Raw genomic sequence first — 18,071 nt, 5'->3', positions numbered from 1 at the left:
CACACGCGCCGGCTCGAAGGCCGGCGCGCGCAATTTCCCGATGGCGGGAGGCGGCCGCGACAGCCGCCTTGGGACGGTCAATCGTCGTCGTGATGGTGATGACGCCAGCCGCGATGCCAGCCGTTGTCGTGCCGGTAGTAGCGGTAACGGTATTCGCCGTAGTACGGGCCGTAATAGACGGGCGCCGGCTCGTACACGACGGGCGGCGGCGGCGCGTAGTAGACAGGCGGCGGCGCCTCGATCACGGGCCCCGGCACGCCGAAATACACGCCGACGTCGGCACGCGCGAACGCACTTGCCGACAGGCAGGCGGCCGCGATGCCGACGGCACTGGACAACAGGATGCGTCTCATTTGCCGTTCACTCCGTCCGCGGGGACCAGGCCCGCGAGCAATCGTTTTACCTGCCTTCATGGTACGTAGCGCATGCCCAATGGGTGATACCGCAGTGTCGCTTCTGTAACCGCAGGTAACGATTCGTCAGACGATCGCCGCGCTGCATCGCGTGGGATTTCGTCTGCGGAATGGGCGCGGCTCGCCTGCGCGTTATTCGACGCGCTCATATCGTTAGCGGATTTGCGTTTTTGCCGGATATCGGCGCGTCGGTAGAATTCGCGGACCTCTCGCGCGGCCGTTCGGGCCGGCGGGTCCACTCCCTTCCATCGTTCGGGGTCCGCACCATGAAATTCCTTCGCTCCATCCTGGTCGTCGCATTGCTGCAGGCCACTGCCGTCACGAGCGCGCTGGCGGCCGACGATCTCGCGCAGATCAAGTCGGCCGGCGTGTTCCGGGTCGGCACCGAAGGCACGTACGCACCGTTCACGTATCACGATGCGTCGGGCAAGCTGACCGGCTTCGACGTCGACATCGCGAGCGCGATCGCGCAACGGCTCGGCGTGAAGGCGGAGTTCGTCGAAGGCAAGTGGGACGGGCTGATCGCGGGCCTCGACGTGAACCGTTACGACGCGGTCGTCAACGAAGTGTCGATCACCGATGCGCGCAAGGCGAAATACGATTTCTCGACGCCGTACATCACGTCCCACGCGGTGCTGATCGTGCGTGCGGACAACACGTCGATCCGCTCGTTCGACGACCTGAAGGGCAAGAAATCCGCGAACACGCTGACCAGCAATTTCGGCAAGCTCGCGGCCGCGCACGGCGCGGACGTGGTGCCCGTGCAGGGCTTCAACGAATCGATCGACCTGCTGAGCGCGGGGCGCGTCGACGCGACGATCAACGATTCGCTGTCGTACCTCGATTTCCGCAAGCACAAGCCCGACGCGAAACTGAAGATCGCGGCGACCGACACGAGCGGCGCCGGTGATGCATCGGGCGTGCTGCTGCGCAAGGGCAGTCCCGCGCTGGTGGCGGCGATCGACAAGGCGCTCGCGGACCTCAAGGCCGACGGCACCTACGCGAAGATCTCGCAGAAGTACTTCGGCCGCGACGTGTCGCAGCCGTGACGCGAGGCTGACCGATGCCGCCCTGGCTGCACTTGATGGCGGAATCGCTGCGGCCCCTGCTGGTGGCAGGGCTCGTGTTCACGGTTCCGCTCACGCTCGCGTCGTTCGCGATCGGCCTGCTGCTCGCGTTCGGCGCGGCGCTCGCGCGCCTGTTCGGGCCGCGCTGGGCGCAGGCCGCCATACGTTTCTACATCTGGCTGTTTCGCGGCTCGCCGCTGCTCGTGCAGCTGTTCGTGATCTTCTACGGACTGCCGAACGTCGGCATCGTGCTCGATCCGCTGACCGCCGCCGTGATCGGCTTCTCGCTGAACGTCGGCGCGTACAACGCCGAGGTGATCCGCGGCGTGATCGAATCGATCCCGAAAGGGCAGTGGGAAGCCGCGTACTCGATGGCGATGACGCGCGCGCAGGCGCTGCGCCGCGCGATCCTGCCGCAGGCCGCGCGCGTCGCGCTGCCCGCGCTGTCGAATTCGTTCATCTCGCTGGTAAAGGACACGTCGCTCGCGGCCGTGCTGACCGTGCCCGAGATCTTCCAGGCCGCGCAGCGCATCGCGGCCGTCACCTACGAGCCGCTGATCCTCTATACCGAAGCCGCGCTGATCTATCTGCTGTTCAGCTCGGTGCTCTCGTCGCTGCAACGTCGGCTCGAGCTCCGGTTCGGGCGCCATGCGCTGTTCCACGCGGAGTTGCGATGATCCGTCTCGAACGCATCGACAAGTCGTTCGGCGCGCAGCGCGTGCTGACCGGCATCGACCTTGCATTGCAGCCCGGCAGCGTGACCGCGTTGATCGGGCCGTCCGGCAGCGGCAAGAGCACGCTGCTGCGCTGCGTGAACCTGCTCGAAGTGCCGGAGGCGGGCGCGCTCACGGTCGGCGACGCCCGCATCGACTTCGCGGCGGGGCGCCGCCCGTCGCGCGATCACGTGTTCGCGGTGCGCCGTCAGACCGGCATGGTGTTCCAGAACTTCCAGTTGTTTCCGCACCTGAGCGTCGTGCAGAACGTGATGGAAGGGCTCGTGACCGTGCAGCGCTGGCCGCGCGAGCAGGCGCGCGAACGGGCGCTCGCGTTGCTGGACAAGGTCGGTATCGCCGACAAGGCCGACGCATGGCCCGCGACGTTGTCGGGCGGCCAGCAGCAGCGCGTGGCCATCGCACGCGCGCTCGCGCCGTCGCCGCAGGTGCTGCTGTGCGACGAGCCGACCTCAGCGCTCGATCCCGAATTGTCCGTCGAAGTCGTCGAAGTGCTGCGCCAGCTCGCGCGGGAAGGAACGACGATGCTGATGGCCACGCACGACCTGCGCCTGGCCGCGTCGGTCGCGCACGATGCGGTGTTTCTCGCGGATGGCCGGGTGGTCGAGGCCGGCGCATCGCGCGAGCTGTTCGGGCGGCCGCGCGATCCGCGCACCGCGAAGTTCGTCGCGACGCTCGCGCAGGGCGTGCCGGCCTTCTGATCTGCCACGCACGCGGCTGCGTGGGCGATCATTCCTGTCCGTGTGCGTCGAGCACCGCGGCGACGATCGCCTCGGGCGCATCCTCCTGGACCAGGTGCCCCGCGCGCGGCACGCGGATCAGCTTTCCGCCCGCGATGCGATCGGCGAGCGCCTGCCCCTGTTCGCGCGGAATCCATGCGTCGTCCTCGCCCCACACGATGCGCACCGGAAAGTCCGGCGGCGCATAACGGGCCTCGGCTTCCTCGATATAGCGCTGGCGCATCTGCGCGATCTGCCGATAGAACGCCGGCTGGCCGGCCGGCGTGAGCCACGGCGAGCGGTAGATCGACAGCACGTCGTCGCTCAACGGCCGTGCGACTGCATTGCCGATATAGGCCGACACGAGTGCGTGATGCGCATACGCCGGCAGCCCGGTGAACGCGGCTTCGTGCTGCGCGACGTGACGCACGAACGGCGAGCCTTGCGGCGCGATCGCGACGGGGTTCACGAGTGTCAGGTCCGAATACGCGATGCCGTCGAGGAAATGCGCGCGCAGCACGGTTGCGCCGCCGTAGTCGTGCGCGAGTACGCGCGGGCGTGAAAGTTTCCATTCGTCGAGCAGCGCGCCGAACAGCACGTTCTGCCGGCCGAGCGAGACGTCCGTGTCGGGCATGTCCGACTGGCCGTAGCCGAGCAGGTCGTAGAAGAACACGCGATGACGCCGTGCGAGCCACGGCGCGATGCGGCGCCACACTTGCGACGAGAACGGCGTCCCGTGCACGAGCACGAGCGGCGGCCCTTCGCCAAGCGTGCCCCATGCGATCCGGTGACCTTCAAAATTGTAGCGATTGGCGAGCTCGAGCATCGGCGCCTCCGTGCTAACCTGTTTTGGTTGTTAACAGGTTACGCGTGTTCACTCGGATGTGAAACCGATAGGTGAAAATAAATGGTTACTCGACACGAGCCTGCGCGAGCGGCGCATACATGGTGTGCGGCCGATTTCGTCGGCGGCCATCCGGCGCTCGATTTCCTGAACACGGTGGCCGACACGGGCAAGACGCGCGATGAGGACAAACTCGTCGACTGGCCGGCCGTGCGTGCCTGGGCCGGGAAGTCGGGGTTGCTGGCGGAGGCCGACCTGACGCGGTTTCTGCGTCATCCGCGGCAGGACGGCGCGGACGAACTCGCTGCGCTGCACGGTTTTCGCGAGGATGCGTATGCGGCGCTCGCGCACCTGACGGCCGGCGAAGGCGGCAGTGCCGGCGCGCGAGCGGCGGACCGGCTCGCCGAGGCGATTCGCGACGCGATCGGGCGCAGCAGATTCGACGCGGTCGACGGCCGCTTCGCGTGGCGGCCCGATGCGCGGGCCGAGTCGCGATGGATCGACGCGGCCGCGCTCGGATTCGAGCATCTGCTGCGCGGCGACGATTTCGCGCGCGTGCGGCAGTGCGGCCGCTGTACGTGGTTCTTCGTCGATCGCGGCCGCGGCGTCGGACGCCGCTGGTGCGACATGCGCACGTGCGGCAACCGCGCGAAGGTGGAGGCATTCAGGGAGCGGTGAAGCCGGGGCCGCGACGTTGACGGCCCGGTTCTTCCGCGTTCGTCATTCGGCGAGTTCGTGCGGTCGAGGCTCGGGCCACAGCGCCCCGACGACGAACAGTCCGGCGACGAGGAACGGCGCGCCGATCGCGAACAGGATGGCCGTGAGCCCCCACCGGTCCCAGAACCGGTCGATGACCGCACGCTCGGGCGTGACGGGGTCGTACAGCACGTCGACCACCTCGCCTTCGTACAGCCCGGGGCGCGACGAGGTCGAGCCTTGCGCGAACGTGACGGGGCGGCCGCTGTCGGTCGTGAACGCGATGGTCGCCGAATAGAGCGACGTGCGCGTGCGGGACGACTGGGCGGTTTCGGCGATCTCGACCACATGGCCGGTCGAGTGCGCGTAATGGCGGGCGATCTGCCACTGGCGCAGCCCGGCGGCGCCGGCGCCGGCCAGGAAGACGGTGCCGATCGCGATCGGAATCAGCACGATCGCGATGTTCCAGCGGCGCCGGACCGCTTTGCGGGCGGCTGGCGCAGACAGCGCGTCGGCCTGCCGGCCGCGGCGCGCGTTCACGTACAGCAGGCTGCCGATCGCCAGCGATGCGACTGCAAGCAGCGCCGGCACCGCGACGGGCAACCAGCGTTGCGTGAAATCGTCGATGAGCGCGGGACGGTTCGGATGGGCCGGATCGACCAGGACGTCCACGCTTTCGCCGATGTCGTAGGCCGGGACCACCGATGCGGTATTGCCGGCGACTTCGCGGCGGCGGCCGTCGTTCGCCAAATAGGCGACGATCGGGCGGTATGCACGCATCGCGTCGCTGTCCTGCACGATGCGCACGACCGTGCCCGGCGTGCGGATCAGGTCGCCGGCCGCATGGCTCGCGGTGACGGCGAGCATGGCTGCGACCACGAGCAGCGCAACGCCGAGCGCGAGTGCGACGAGCGCGTCCTTACGCGGCATGGCCGGATCCGTAGTGCGCGTCACGCGACGGGCCCGGATGCGATCGGGGGAAGGAGGCGACACGATGTGCGTGCCGTTGTCGGCGTGACCATGCCCTCTGAATGGTCGCGTCTCGTTCACATGATTCCATGTCTGACGTCCCATGCTCTCTCAGTGCCGGCGGCGATACGGCGATCGCCGTCCCGGTCGTGTGATATTTTGTCGGACGATTCTAGCGGAAAGTATCTGGGCGAGGCATCAATGTGATTGCCTGTCGCGAGGAGGGGGAGAGGCCGGGCGGCGCCGGAAATGGAAAAAGGCCGGTCAGCTTGCGCTGACCGGCCTTCGGAATTCCTGGTGGGGCGTGAGTGACTCGAACACTCGACCTACGGATTAAGAGTCCGCTGCTCTACCAACTGAGCTAACGCCCCCAACAGAAGAAAGATTATGCCCGTGTATTTCGGACTTGGCAAGCCCTTTCTGCGAATTTCCTCAAAATATTTCGTAGCGTCGAGGGCGGCTGTCGGCGCGGTAACGAGCCATCGCAGTTGGCGCGCTCCCGGTATGATGACGTCCACACCCGTTGCGCGGCGGTCGCGCAACGTTTTCTGGACATTCGAAGATGGACGAAAACGCAGTCCGCGAATTGCTGGATCGCCTGCTGGCCCCGTGGGTCCGCTCGCTCGGTCTGGTTCCCGTATCGATCGGCGACGACAGCGTCACGATGCGCCTGCCGTTTTCCGGCGAATTCCGTCATTCGGGCGGGGTCATCTGCGGCCAGGTGTTCACGGCCGCCGCCGACACCGCGATGGTGGTCGCGATCTCGGCCGCGCTCGGCGAGTTCCGGCCGATGACCACCGTCTCGCTGAACACGAACTTCATGCGTCCGGTGCGCAAGGGCGACGTGCTCGTCACCGCGCGCGTGCTGCGGATGGGTCGCAACCTGGTATTCGGCGAAGTCGAGCTGTTCGACGAGGACGGCAAGATGGCCGTTCACGCGACGTCGACCTACGCGCTCGTCAGCTGAGCGGCGCGATGTTCGACCAGATCGTCTTCGCGGGCGGCGGCAATCGCTGCTGGTGGCAGGCCGGCTTCTGGGACGTCGCGCAGCCGGCGCTCGGCTTGCGCCCGCGCGTGATCGCGGGGATCTCGGCCGGCGCGGCGACCGCCTGCATGCTGTATGCACGCGACGCCGCGTGGGTGATGCGCTATTACGAGGAAGCGCTGCGCCACAACCGCAAGAACGCATACTGGGGCAACCTGTTCGGCCGCGAGCCGGTGTTTCCGCATTACCGGATCTACCGTCAGGCGCTGCTCGACATCTACGGCGAGCCGTTCGCGCGGCTCGCCGACGCGCCGGAGATCCGCATCGGCGTGTCGCACGTGCCGCGCTGGCTCGGCGCGCGCAGCGCGGTCGCCGCGGGCCTCGTCGCATACAACATCGAAAAGTACCTGCGCAAGACGCTGCACCCGACGCTCGGGCGCACGCTCGGTTTCCGGCCCGAGTTCGTGCGCGCGCAGGCGTGCGCGAGTGTCGACGAACTCGCCGATCTGATCCTGCAGTCGTCGTGCACGCCGCCGTTCACGCCGGTGCTGCGCCGCGGCGGCCGGCCGGTGCTCGACGGCGGGATGGTCGACAACGTGCCGGTCGACGCGCTCGACGCGTCGCCGGGCGACGTGCTGGTGCTCGTCACGCGGCTGTATCCGCGCCCGCAGACGTTCACGGTCGCGCACGGCGACCAGCGGAGGCTGTATGTACAGCCGTCGAGCAAGGTGCCGATTTCGAGCTGGGATTACACGAGTCCGTCGCAGATGCGGCATGCGTACGACCTCGGACGGCGCGACGGCGAGCATTTCCTCACGCGCGTCGACGCGATGACGGGCGGCCGCGTGGCCGCCTGAAGGCGGGAAGCCCGGCAGCAGAGCCGCGCGGCGAGCGCGGCCTGTGCCGGTCAGCACCGGCCGGAGTCCGTCAGCGCACGCGGCGCGGCGTCAGCGCTTCCGGATTGACGACGCTCGACATATCGCCCTGGTCGAACGCGAGGATGTTCTTGAACGCCGCGCTGAAATAGAGCTCGTAGCTTTCGCGCTCGACGTAGCCGATGTGCGGCGTGCAGATCACGTTTTCCATCCGCAGCAGGCTGTAGCCCTGCAGGATCGGCTCGCTCTCGAACACGTCGATCGCGACCATCCCCGGACGGTTGTGCGACAGCGCGTTGACGAGCGCGTTTTCCTCGAGCAGCTCGGCACGGCTCGTGTTGACGAGCAGCGATGTCGGCTTCATCCGCATCAGGTCTTCCTGCTTGACGATCCCGCGCGTGTCGTCGTGCATGCGCAGGTGCAGCGACAGCACGTCGCTCTGCTCGAACAGCGCTTCGCGGCTCTCGGCGGCTGTGTAGCCGTCGGCGCGCGCGGCCTCGAGCGAATGCTCGCGGCCCCAGATCAGCACGTTCATCCCGAACGCCTTGCCGTAGCCGGCCACCAGCCGGCCGATCTTGCCGTAGCCCCAGATGCCGAGCGTCTGGCCGCGCAGCACCTGGCCGAGGCCGAAGTTCGGCGGCAGCGCCGACGTCTTCAGGCCCGACTGCTGCCACGCACCCTGCTTCAGGTTCGCGACGTATTGCGGAATGCGGCGCTGGGCGGCCATCACGAGCGCCCAGGTCAGCTCGGCGGGCGCGACCGGCGAACCCGTGCCTTCGAGCACCGCGATGCCGCGGTCGGTACACGCTTCGAGGTCGATGTGGCTCGAGATGCGGCCGGTCTGGCTGATCATGCGCAGGTTCGGCAGCTTGGCGAGCAGTTGCGACGAAATCGGCGTGCGCTCGCGAATCAGCACGAGCGCCTCGACTTCCGCCAGGCGGCTCGCGAGTTGCCCCAGGCCGCGTACCGTGTTGTTGAAGACCTTCACGTCGTGCTCGGCGAGCATCTCGAAGCAGTTCAGCTTGCGGACGGCGTCCTGGTAGTCGTCGAGGATGGCAATTTTCATGATCAGCGGGAGTCGCGCGTTGAAAGCGGCAGCGGCGGCGGCGCAGGTCGCGCACCCGTCCCGCCCGGCCGGGGCCGACATGATGCTACGTCGGCGCACGTCGTGGTGTCTTTTTAACAGGTTGTTACGCTCCGCCGCAATCGGCGCCGGCCTGAGCCGGCGCCGCTCCCGTCGGGTGCGGCGGGGTCCGCTGCCGTGTCGCGTCAAATACGTCCTTCCTGATTCGGACGTTTCCTCGACGAGGTTCACCCAATTGTTGCTTCAATCAGAATAATTGGATCATCCATTCGCGATGAGTGAGGATTTTTGACTATTTTTATCGTCAAGGCGGCCCTTGTTGAGCAACTCTGCATCATTTCCGCTGTCGTAGGAGAATTACGCATTTGCTTCAACTTTTTGAAGTTGTAACAGCGGCAGGAGTCGTTATGGATCATTTGCAGTCGATGCGCGTGTTCGTCAAGGTTGCGGATCTCGGCAGTTTCGCGCGGGCCGCGAGTGCAATGGATATTTCCAACGCGGTCGCGACGCGTCACGTCGCCGATCTGGAAGGCCGGCTCGGCACGCGCCTGCTGAACCGCACCACGCGCAGCCTTTCGCTGACGGAGTCGGGCCAGGTCTATCTGGAGCGGGCGCGCCAGATTCTCGATGAGCTCGAGGATGTCGAACAGATGGTCGTCGCGCGCAATCACGAGCCGGTCGGCACGTTGCGCATCGTCGCGCCGGTCGTGTTCGGCCTGCACAACCTTGCGCCCGTCCTGCAGTCGTACACCGAGAATTTCCCGAAAGTGGTGCCGGATCTGACGCTGGTCGACCGCCAGGTCGATCTCGTCGAGGAAGGTTTCGACGTCGGCATCGTCGTCACGCGCCAGATGCGCAGCGCGAGCATCGTCACGCGTCGGCTGACCACGGGCTGCATGACCGTGTGCGCGACACCGAGCTACCTGGAAAAGCACGGTGTGCCGACCCATCCGGAGCATCTCGCCGAACACCCGGCGCTGAGCCTGCCGACCGAATACTGGGGCGACGAGCGCGTGTTCACCGGACCGGACGGCGAAGTGCGCGTGCGCCCGACCAACGTGATCGTCGCGAACAATACCGCGATGCTCCGCCAGTTCGCGCTGCTCGGGATGGGCGTCGCGATCCTGCCCAGCTACCTGATCGGCAGCGACATCGCGCGCGGCGCGCTGGTCCGGCTGCTGCCGGATTTCCGGCTGCCGCAGGTCGAGATCAACATCGCGTATCCGAGCCGGCGCCACCTGCCCGCGAAGGTGCGCACGTTCATCGACCACCTCGTCGAATATTTCAGCCACTCGACCGACGCGATGATGGGCGAACAGTGGGCCGCACAGAGCGCGGCGCCTGCGCCGATCGGCGTCGAGATGCGTGCCGAGCCGCCCGAGTCGACCGACCCGAACCTGCAGCCGCGGCTCGCGCGTTCGCCGCGCGCGCGCGTCGCGGTGCCGTCGCCGCTGTAACGGCGCGGCGGCCGCGCACCGGCACGGCCGGCAGCAGGCACCAAGAAAAAACGCGGATCGAGCGATCGATCCGCGTTTTTTTATCGCCGCTTCACCGGCTTACTACGGGCCGGGAAACCCCGGCGCCCGGTGCGTCAGGAGCCCGTCTTGCGCGCCGTCGTCTTGCGGGCGGCGGTCTTGCGCGCCGGTGCCGGTTTCACGTCGGCGCCTTCCGTCACGGTTTCGGCATCCTTCGTCGCCGATTTTGCCGTCTTCTTCGCGGCAGCGGCCTTCGGTTCCTTCTTCTCGAACTCGAAACCGATCTTGCCGTCCGGCTGCTTCACGAGGAATGCCTTGAAGTTGCGGCCCGTGCGCGACGACTTGAAGTTCGGCAGCAGATCCGTGCGGCCGTCGGCCAGCAGTTTCGCCATCTGCTCGCGCGTGATTTCCTGCTGCAGGATCACCTTGCCCGAACGGAAGTCGCAGGTCTTCGGATTCGCGACCGAGTGCTCGCACACATAGCTCATCCCGTGCTCGAACACGCGGCCCTTGCATTTCGGGCATGCGCCGACCGGTTCCTGCGCGGAGAAGTCGGGCGCTTCGCCTTCCTCGCCGCCCTGGTCCTGGCCGAAGTCGAACTCGAGCTTGTAGTTCTTCGTTTCGTCGTCGAACGAGAGCTTCAGGATCGCCGAGAACGGACGGCCCATCTTGCTGCGGAAGCCGGACAGCGGGCCGATGGTTTTTTCCCGCAGCAGCTCCTCGACTTCCGCGATCTCGAACTGCCGGCTGCCCGGAATCTTCGAGATCGAGAACTCGCACTTCGTGCATGCGAAGCGGCGGTAGTTTTCCTTCACCTGGCCGCCGCAGTTCGGGCACGGCGTCTCGAGCGTCGCGTAATCGCCGGGGATCGTGTCGGAATCGTATTCCTTCGCGCGCTTGACGATCTGCTGCGTCATGCGGGCGATTTCCTGCATGAACGCGTCACGCCCGAGGTTGCCGCGCTCCATCTGCGACAGCTTGTATTCCCATTCGCCGGTGAGCTCGGGCGCGGTCAGTTCCTTCACGCCGAGCCCGCGCAGCAGCGTCATCAGCTGGAATGCCTTCGCGGTCGGGATCAGCTCGCGGCCTTCGCGCACGAGATACTTCTCGCCGAGCAGGCCTTCGATGATCGCCGCGCGCGTCGCCGGCGTGCCGAGGCCCTTTGCGGCCATCGCCTCGCGCAGCTCGTCGTCCTCGACGAGCTTGCCCGCGCCTTCCATCGCCGACAGCAGCGTCGCTTCCGAGTAGCGTGCGGGTGGTTTCGTCACGAGCGCGACCGCGGCGATCTCGTCCGTCTTCACCTTCTCGTCCTTCTGCACCGGCACGAGGTTCGCGTCCGCGCCTTCGGCGTCGCGGCCGTACACCTGCAGCCAGCCCGGCTCGACGAGCACCTTGCCTTCGGTCTTGAAGTGATGGCCGGCGACTTCGGTGATCCGCGTCGTGACGCGGAACTCGGCCGCCGGGAAGAACACCGCGAGGAAGCGCTTCACGACCATGTCGTACAGCTTCTGCTCCGGCTCGGACAGCGACTTCGGCGCCTGCAGCGTCGGGATGATGGCGAAGTGGTCGCTGATCTTCGAGTTGTCGAAAATCCGCTTGTTCGGCTTCACCCAGCCCTTGTCGAGCACCTGCTTCGCGTGCGGCAGGTAGTTGTGGCTCTCCTTGAGCATCTCGAGCGTGGACTGCACCGTCGAAATGTAGTCTTCCGGCAGCGCGCGCGCGTCGGTACGCGGGTACGTCAGTACCTTGTGCTTTTCATACAGCGCCTGCGCGAGACCGAGCGTGTTCTTCGCGGAGAAGCCGAAGCGGCTGTTCGCTTCGCGCTGCAGGCTCGTCAGGTCGAACAGCAGCGGCGACAGCTGGGTCGACGGCTTCGATTCCTCGGACACCGTGCCGACCTGGTCGCGGCACGCGGCGACGATCGTTTCGGCGGCCGGCAGGCTCCAGAGGCGCGAGTCGCGCTTTTCCGGATCGAATTCGTCGCGCTTGAATTTCGGGTCGAACCACTTGCCTTCGTAGAAGCCGCCCGCGCATGCGAACTCGGCCTTCACTTCCCAGTAGTCGCGCGGGATGAAGCGGCGGATTTTCTCTTCACGTTCGACGACGATCGACAAGGTTGGCGTCTGAACGCGGCCGACGGTCGTCAGGAAGAAGCCGCCGCCCTTGCTGTTGAACGCGGTCATCGCGCGCGTGCCGTTGATCCCGACGAGCCAGTCGGCTTCCGAGCGGCAGCGTGCGGCGTCGGCGAGCGGCTGCATGTCCGAGTCGGTGCGCAGGTGCGCGAAACCGTCGCGGATCGCCTGCGGCGTCATCGACTGCAGCCACAGACGCTGGACCGGCTGCTTCGCCTTCGCGTGCTGCACGATCAGGCGGAAAATCAGCTCGCCCTCGCGCCCCGCGTCACATGCGTTGATCAGGCGGTCGACGTCCTTGCGCTTCATCAGCTTGGTCAGGACTTTCAGGCGCGACTCGCTTTTTGCGATCGGGTTCAGGTCGAAATGCGGGGGGATGACGGGCAGATGAGCGAAGCTCCATTTCCCCCGCTTGACCTCGTACTCTTCCGGGGCGGCGATTTCCAGCAGGTGGCCGACCGCGGACGACAGGACGAATTCGTCGCTCTCGAAGTATTCGTCATGCTTGGTAAAGCCGCCCAAAGCGCGCGCGATGTCGTTCGCGACAGAAGGCTTTTCCGCAATGATCAGAGCTTTGGACATGACAGATGTGTGTTGGTAGACCGGGTTCGCCGGCGTGGGTCCCTTTTACGACGGCTTTATAGCACACGCCGCAGCGACGGCGGCTCGGCGTGCAAAAAGCGGCTCATCATAGAGGGGGGGCGCAACGGCGGCAAGCGCACCCGGCGCGGCGGCACGCGCAACGGCGCGAAAAGCCGCCCGGCCGGTGCGCGGTTCACGCCTCGACGTTCAGGATATTGCGCAATTTCGGTGCGTGCGGCGCGCCGGGCACGGCGCTCAGGTCGGACAGCATTCGTTCGACGATCGTCGCGTGCGGCAGCACCGTGCCGAAGAAGCGCGCGGTGTTCGCGTCCTCGATCAGGATCGTCGGGAAATTCTCGACGTCGAGATCGTCGAGCCGGTCGGCATGGGTTTCGATGTCGATCCACGCGAAGCAGGCGTCGGGATGGGTATCGGCGAGCTGGTCGAAGGCCGTCCGGTAGTCGCGGCAGGTGCCGCACCACTCGGCGCACAGGCAGGCGACCAGCAGCGTGTCGGGATCGGCGAGGCGCTCGGCGATCCGATCGGCATCGGTGTCGAGATTCAGCGCGGGCATGGAATTCCTTGGGTAGCGTCGGCGGCACGGGCCGCCCTATGCGGGGGACTGTAGCACGCCGGACGCGGGCGGAGTGGGCGCCACGTCAAGCCGCGCGAAGCGTCCGCCGGGCACGCTCGCGACGCGGCCGGCCAGTTCGAGCGCGAGCAGCGCGCGATGCAGCGCGTCATCCGACAGGCCGCTGTGCTCGGCGAGCCACTCGTAAGTAACGGGGCCGTATCCCAGTGCGGCGAGCACGGATCGCTCGGCCGGGTCGTCGGGCGGCACGCCTTCGGTTCCGGTCGATGCGGTGGATGGAACGGCGCAATCCGGTTTCCCGACATGCTCACCCGCGCGTCGCCCCAGCGTGCCGGCTGTTTCGCCGTTATCGGGGCGCGTACGCGAATTCGCCGCGGCGTGGGCGGTGTGCGTTGCCGGTTCGTCCAGCCCGTACTCCTCGAGCACGTCGAGCGGTGTCGCGGTGAGCTTCGCGCCGTCGCGGATCAGCGCGTGGCAGCCCTGCGCGAGCGGCGCGTGGATCGAGCCCGGCATCGCGAACACGTCGCGGCCCAGCTCGTTCGCGAGGCGTGCGGTGATCAGCGAGCCGGACCGCGGCGCGGCTTCGACGACGAGCACGCCGAGCGCGAGCGCGGCGATCAGCCGGTTGCGCTGAGGGAAATGCGACGCCCGCGCGGGTGTGCCGAGCGGCCATTCGGACAGGATCGCGCCGCGCGCGGCAATGTCGTGCGCAAGCGTGCGGTGCCGCGCCGGATAGACGAGATCGGCGCCCGTCGCGATCACCGCGACCGTGGCGGCGCGGCCGTCGAGCCCGCCGCGGTGCGCGGCGCCGTCGATGCCGAGCGCGAGGCCGGAGACGATCGCGAGCCCCGCGTCGGACAGCGCATGGGCGAAGCGGGTGGCGTCGGCGAGCCCTTGCGGCGTCGCATGGCGGCTGCCGACCACGGCGAGCCCGCGTGCGTGCAGCAGGTCGAGCCTGCCCTTTACATATAGCAGCGGCGGCGGGTCGTGCAGGTCGCGCAGCCGTGGCGGATAGACGGGATCGTTGAGCGTGACGATCGCGTTGCCCGGTGTGTCGAGCCATGCCAGCGCGGCGTCGGTGCATGCGTCGAGGTCGTCCCGCTCGCTGGCGCGCACCGCCCGCGCGGCGGCAGCGCTGCTCGCCGCGCCGATGGCCTGGTCGGACGCGGCGAGCAGCGCCGCCGGCGAGCCGAATGCGTCGAGCAGCGCGTGCAGCACGGCGGGGGAGATGCCCGGCGCATGCGCGAGCTGCAGCCACGCGCGCAACGCGGAAGTCGTCAGCGCTTGCGGCGACATGAGGTTCCCCTCGAACGCGGCGGCCAGCGGAGCGCGTGGCGCCATGATAAAATTTTCATCATCCGAAATACTCGACAGGGCCGCGCGCACGAGCGCCCGGCCAATTGCAGGAGGCATGACCTGCGGCGTTGATATGCCGCGCGTCTGCCTCATCTTCATTGCATCCCGGCGGCGGCGCCAGCCGGCCGGATGGCCGATGCGGCACGCCGCTCCACCGAATACCGAACACCATGGCTTTGCTGAACATTCTTCATTACCCCGACAAGCGGCTGCACAAGGTCGCGAAGCCCGTCGACAAGGTCGACGACCGGATCCGCAAGCTCGTCGCCGACATGGCCGAAACCATGTACGCCGCGCCGGGCATCGGCCTCGCGGCGACGCAGGTCGACGTGCACGAGCGCGTGATCGTGATCGACGTCTCCGAGGAGAAGAACGAGCTGCGCGCGTTCATCAACCCCGAGATCATCTGGTCGAGCGACGTGAAACAGGTCTACGAGGAGGGCTGCCTGTCGGTGCCCGGGATCTACGACGAAGTCGAGCGTCCCGACCACGTCCGTGTACGTGCGCTCAACGAGCACGGCGAGACCTTCGAGCTCGACTGCGAGGGCCTCCTGGCCGTGTGCGTGCAGCACGAGATGGATCACCTGATGGGGCGCGTGTTCGTCGAGTATCTGTCGCCGCTGAAGCAGACCCGCATCAAGACGAAGATGAAGAAACTCGAACGCGCGATGTGACGCGCGTGTGCCCAGCCCGATCCCGAACGCTGTCATGACCCATACGTTGCGCGTGATTTTTGCCGGCACGCCGGAATTTGCCGCGGCCGCACTCGCCGCGATCCACGAGGCCGGTTTTCCGGTGCCGCTCGTGCTCACCCAGCCCGATCGCCCGGCCGGGCGCGGGATGAAACTGCAGGCGAGCGCCGTGAAGCGCTATGCCGTCGAGCACGGGATGCCCGTCGCGCAGCCGCCGTCGCTGCGCCGCGCGGGCAAGTACCCGGCGGAGGCGGCCGACGCGATCGAGCTGCTGCGCGCGACGCCGCACGACGTGATGGTGGTCGCCGCATACGGCCTGCTGCTGCCGCAGGAAGTGCTCGACATTCCGCGTGCCGGCTGCATCAACATCCACGCGTCGCTGCTGCCGCGCTGGCGCGGCGCCGCGCCGATCCACCGCGCGATCGAGGCCGGTGACGCCGAGACGGGCGTCACGCTGATGCAGATGGACGTCGGCCTCGACACCGGCGCGATGATCGAGGAAACACGCGTCGCGATCGCGTCCGACGACACGACCGCCACGCTGCACGACCGGCTCGCCGCCGACGGCGCGCGGCTGATCGTCGATGCGCTGGTGCGGCTCGAGCGCGACGGCACGCTGCCCGCCACGCCGCAGCCGGCCGACGGCGTGACCTATGCGGAAAAGATCGGCAAGCACGAAGCGGCGCTCGACTGGCGCAAGCCGGCCGACGTGCTCGCGCGCCAGGTGCGCGCGTTCGACCCGTTCCCGGGCGGCGTCGCCACGCTCGACGGCGCGGCCATCAAGCTGTGGGCGGCCGAACCGGTGGCGGCGCGCGGCACGACTGTCGACGTGGCGCCCGGCACGATCGTCGAGGCTGCGCCGGAGGGCGTGGTCGTCGCCTGCGGCAGCGGCGCGCTGCGCGTCACGCAACTGCAGAAACCGGGCGGCAAGCGGCTGCCCGCGCGCGAATTCCTGGCCGGCTCGCCGCTCGCCGCGGGCCAGCGCTTCGCGTTGCCTGACGCGGCCTGAGCGTCATTCGACACGGCATCGCGCCAGCGCGCAATCGGCCGGATGGCCGAGTCGCGCAGCGCGGCAGGCGCGCGTAGAATTTCCCTGCGCATTCCGGTTTCGAGGTTCTCATGCTTGGCATCACCCATTTCGGCTTCTTCGTGCTCGCGGTCTTCCTGCTGAATGTCACGCCCGGCCCCGATACGGCGTACATCGTCGGCCGCAGCGTCGCGCAGGGCCGTGGCGCGGGGCTGATGTCGGCGCTCGGCATCTCGGCCGGCTGCTGCGTGCACACGCTTGCGTGCGCATTCGGCCTGACCGCGCTGCTCGCGGCGTCGGCGGCCGCGTTCACGGCGATCAAGCTGGTCGGTGCCGCTTACCTGATCTACCTCGGCGTGCGCATGATCGTCACGAAGCAGGCCGCCGCGCCGGCAGGCGCCGAGGCGGCGCAGGCCACGGCCGCGAAGCCGCTGCGCCAGTTGTTCATGCAGGGTTTCTGGACCAACGTGCTGAATCCGAAGGTCGTGCTGTTCTTCGTGTCGTTCTTCCCGCAGTTCGTGTCGGCCGACAGCCCGCACAAGGCGCTGGCGTTCCTGGCCCTCGGGTCGGTGTTCCTCGTGATGAGCACCGTCTGGAGCTGCATCGTCGCGTGGGTCGCGGGTAGCGTCACACAGCGCTTTTCGGGCAAGCCGGGCGTCAGGAAATGGCTGGATCGCACGGTGGGCAGCGCCTTCGTCGGCCTCGGGCTGCGGCTCGCGGCGACGCAACGCTGAAATTGAATTTTTCCGGCAAGACCTTATCTAACAAATCGCTTACAATTTTCCGCCGCGCACTGTGATGTCGGCGGGTCCCCTGACGGATAAGGAGTGGGTATGTTCAATTGGGTCAAAACGGCGATGCTGATGGCCGCGATCACGGCCCTGTTCATCGTGATCGGCGGCATGATCGGTGGCTCGCGCGGCATGACGATCGCGCTGCTGTTCGCGCTCGGCATGAATTTCTTCTCATACTGGTTCTCGGACAAGATGGTGCTGCGCATGTACAACGCGCAGGAAGTCGACGAGAACACGGCGCCGCAGTTCTACCGGATGGTGCGCGAGCTCGCCACGCGCGCGAACCTGCCGATGCCGCGCGTCTATCTGATCAACGAGGACGCGCCGAACGCGTTCGCCACGGGCCGCAACCCCGAGCACGCGGCAGTCGCCGCGACGACGGGCATCCTGCGCGTGCTGTCCGAGCGCGAGATGCGCGGCGTGATGGCGCACGAGCTCGCGCACGTGAAGCACCGCGACATCCTGATCTCGACGATCACCGCGACGATGGCGGGCGCGATTTCGGCGCTGGCCAACTTCGCGATGTTCTTCGGCGGCCGCGACGAAAACGGCCGTCCGGCCAATCCGATCGCGGGCATTGCGGTCGCGCTGCTCGCGCCGATCGCCGGTGCGCTGATCCAGATGGCGATCTCGCGGGCGCGCGAGTTCGAGGCCGACCGCGGCGGCGCGCAGATCTCCGGCGATCCGCAGTCGCTCGCCACCGCGCTCGACAAGATCCATCGCTATGCGGCCGGCATCCCGTTCCAGGCGGCCGAAGCGCATCCGGCCACCGCGCAGATGATGATCATGAACCCGCTGCACGGCGGCGGCCTGCAGAACCTGTTCTCCACGCACCCGGCGACCGAGGAACGCATCGCGCGCCTGATGGAGATGGCCCGTACCGGCCGCTTCGATTGATCCCAGGCGCATCGCGCGGCCATTGCCGCGCGGGGGCGCGATGCTACCCCGCACGCTTCGCGCTGCGGGGTTTTTCATTTCTGCGCGCCGTAAAGGGGCCAAAGGGTTCGCGCGGTCGCACGCTACAATGCGCGGTTTGGA

Annotated in this window: 18 protein-coding genes and 1 tRNA gene; 11 read left to right on the top strand and 8 right to left on the bottom strand. The window is 67.4% G+C overall.

Annotated elements, in window-relative coordinates:
- Positions 1-77 precede the first annotated feature (77 nt).
- On the bottom strand, positions 78-353 hold the full coding sequence (locus U4Z31_RS17750) for a hypothetical protein (protein ID WP_124486715.1): 276 nt from the start codon (positions 351-353) through the stop codon (positions 78-80).
- Between the two features lie 326 nt (positions 354-679).
- On the opposite strand from U4Z31_RS17750, the gene U4Z31_RS17745 reads away from it, so the two are divergent.
- From U4Z31_RS17745 to U4Z31_RS17735, 3 genes are read left to right on the top strand one after another with little or no spacing between them, the layout of a single operon-like run.
- Positions 680-1,462 (top strand): amino acid ABC transporter substrate-binding protein, encoded by a 783-nt coding sequence (locus tag U4Z31_RS17745; RefSeq protein WP_257773938.1) that lies wholly within the window; start codon positions 680-682, stop codon positions 1,460-1,462.
- Between the two features lie 14 nt (positions 1,463-1,476).
- A complete protein-coding gene (locus tag U4Z31_RS17740) occupies positions 1,477-2,157 on the top strand; it encodes an amino acid ABC transporter permease (RefSeq protein ID WP_044847337.1) in 681 nt (226 codons plus the stop codon).
- Entirely contained in the window at positions 2,154-2,912 is a 759-nt protein-coding gene (locus U4Z31_RS17735) for an amino acid ABC transporter ATP-binding protein (protein WP_124486713.1), read from the top strand. Before U4Z31_RS17740 ends, U4Z31_RS17735 begins: the two co-directional genes overlap by 4 nt.
- Positions 2,913-2,940: 28 nt before the next feature.
- Here U4Z31_RS17735 and U4Z31_RS17730 read toward each other — a convergent pair whose 3' ends face one another.
- Complete coding sequence (locus U4Z31_RS17730) at positions 2,941-3,756, bottom strand: alpha/beta hydrolase (RefSeq protein WP_321802692.1); 816 nt, start codon at positions 3,754-3,756, stop codon at positions 2,941-2,943.
- A gap of 81 nt (positions 3,757-3,837) precedes the next feature.
- Here U4Z31_RS17730 and U4Z31_RS17725 point away from each other — a divergent pair, with 81 nt between their 5' ends.
- Complete coding sequence (locus tag U4Z31_RS17725; protein WP_044847340.1) at positions 3,838-4,452, top strand: CGNR zinc finger domain-containing protein; 615 nt, start codon at positions 3,838-3,840, stop codon at positions 4,450-4,452.
- Between the two features lie 42 nt (positions 4,453-4,494).
- Here the strand turns inward: U4Z31_RS17725 and U4Z31_RS17720 are convergent, their stop codons facing one another.
- Positions 4,495-5,544 (bottom strand): DUF3592 domain-containing protein, encoded by a 1,050-nt coding sequence (locus U4Z31_RS17720; protein ID WP_321802696.1) that lies wholly within the window; start codon positions 5,542-5,544, stop codon positions 4,495-4,497.
- Between the two features lie 190 nt (positions 5,545-5,734).
- Positions 5,735-5,810 (bottom strand) — tRNA-Lys (locus U4Z31_RS17715).
- A gap of 191 nt (positions 5,811-6,001) precedes the next feature.
- Between U4Z31_RS17715 and U4Z31_RS17710 the strand changes: the two genes are divergently transcribed.
- Together U4Z31_RS17710 and U4Z31_RS17705 are read left to right on the top strand one after the other, a co-directional pair.
- The gene (locus U4Z31_RS17710) at positions 6,002-6,406 is read left to right on the top strand and encodes a PaaI family thioesterase (RefSeq protein ID WP_044847342.1); all 405 of its coding nucleotides are present in this window, start codon (positions 6,002-6,004) and stop codon (positions 6,404-6,406) included.
- 8 nt (positions 6,407-6,414) lie between these two features.
- A complete protein-coding gene (locus U4Z31_RS17705; protein ID WP_321810959.1) occupies positions 6,415-7,281 on the top strand; it encodes a patatin-like phospholipase family protein in 867 nt (288 codons plus the stop codon).
- A 70-nt stretch (positions 7,282-7,351) separates the two neighbouring features.
- Here U4Z31_RS17705 and U4Z31_RS17700 read toward each other — a convergent pair whose 3' ends face one another.
- A complete protein-coding gene (locus U4Z31_RS17700; RefSeq protein WP_044847344.1) occupies positions 7,352-8,365 on the bottom strand; it encodes a D-2-hydroxyacid dehydrogenase family protein in 1,014 nt (337 codons plus the stop codon).
- Positions 8,366-8,790: 425 nt separating this feature from the next.
- Here U4Z31_RS17700 and U4Z31_RS17695 point away from each other — a divergent pair, with 425 nt between their 5' ends.
- Positions 8,791-9,840 (top strand): LysR family transcriptional regulator, encoded by a 1,050-nt coding sequence (locus U4Z31_RS17695; RefSeq protein WP_044847345.1) that lies wholly within the window; start codon positions 8,791-8,793, stop codon positions 9,838-9,840.
- A 134-nt stretch (positions 9,841-9,974) separates the two neighbouring features.
- Here the strand turns inward: U4Z31_RS17695 and U4Z31_RS17690 are convergent, their stop codons facing one another.
- The 3 genes from U4Z31_RS17690 to dprA form a co-directional block, all read right to left on the bottom strand.
- A complete protein-coding gene (locus U4Z31_RS17690) occupies positions 9,975-12,572 on the bottom strand; it encodes a DNA topoisomerase III (RefSeq protein WP_321810958.1) in 2,598 nt (865 codons plus the stop codon).
- A 193-nt stretch (positions 12,573-12,765) separates the two neighbouring features.
- Positions 12,766-13,146 carry a thioredoxin family protein gene (locus tag U4Z31_RS17685; protein WP_044847347.1) on the bottom strand — a complete coding sequence of 127 codons (381 nt, stop codon included), beginning with the start codon at positions 13,144-13,146 and terminating at the stop codon, positions 12,766-12,768.
- A gap of 36 nt (positions 13,147-13,182) precedes the next feature.
- On the bottom strand, positions 13,183-14,505 hold the full coding sequence (gene dprA / locus U4Z31_RS17680; RefSeq protein WP_321810957.1) for a DNA-processing protein DprA: 1,323 nt from the start codon (positions 14,503-14,505) through the stop codon (positions 13,183-13,185).
- A gap of 185 nt (positions 14,506-14,690) precedes the next feature.
- Here dprA and def point away from each other — a divergent pair, with 185 nt between their 5' ends.
- From def to htpX, 4 genes are all read left to right on the top strand, one after another.
- Positions 14,691-15,194, top strand: coding sequence for a peptide deformylase (gene def, locus U4Z31_RS17675; protein ID WP_057924826.1), 504 nt, complete (start codon positions 14,691-14,693; stop codon positions 15,192-15,194).
- A gap of 34 nt (positions 15,195-15,228) precedes the next feature.
- Complete coding sequence (fmt, locus tag U4Z31_RS17670) at positions 15,229-16,221, top strand: methionyl-tRNA formyltransferase (RefSeq protein WP_321810956.1); 993 nt, start codon at positions 15,229-15,231, stop codon at positions 16,219-16,221.
- A 110-nt stretch (positions 16,222-16,331) separates the two neighbouring features.
- Positions 16,332-16,973, top strand: coding sequence for a LysE family translocator (locus tag U4Z31_RS17665; protein ID WP_044847351.1), 642 nt, complete (start codon positions 16,332-16,334; stop codon positions 16,971-16,973).
- 99 nt (positions 16,974-17,072) lie between these two features.
- Positions 17,073-17,930, top strand: a complete 858-nt coding sequence (htpX, locus tag U4Z31_RS17660) for a zinc metalloprotease HtpX (RefSeq protein ID WP_006485774.1) — start codon at positions 17,073-17,075, stop codon at positions 17,928-17,930.
- Positions 17,931-18,071 lie beyond the last annotated feature (141 nt).

It is taken from the genome of Burkholderia sp. BCC1985, from assembly GCF_905339915.1.
Classification (GTDB): Bacteria; Pseudomonadota; Gammaproteobacteria; order Burkholderiales; family Burkholderiaceae; genus Burkholderia.
The sequence above is the reverse complement of the archived record's forward strand: the minus strand, read 5'-3'. Positions and strand labels throughout refer to the sequence as shown.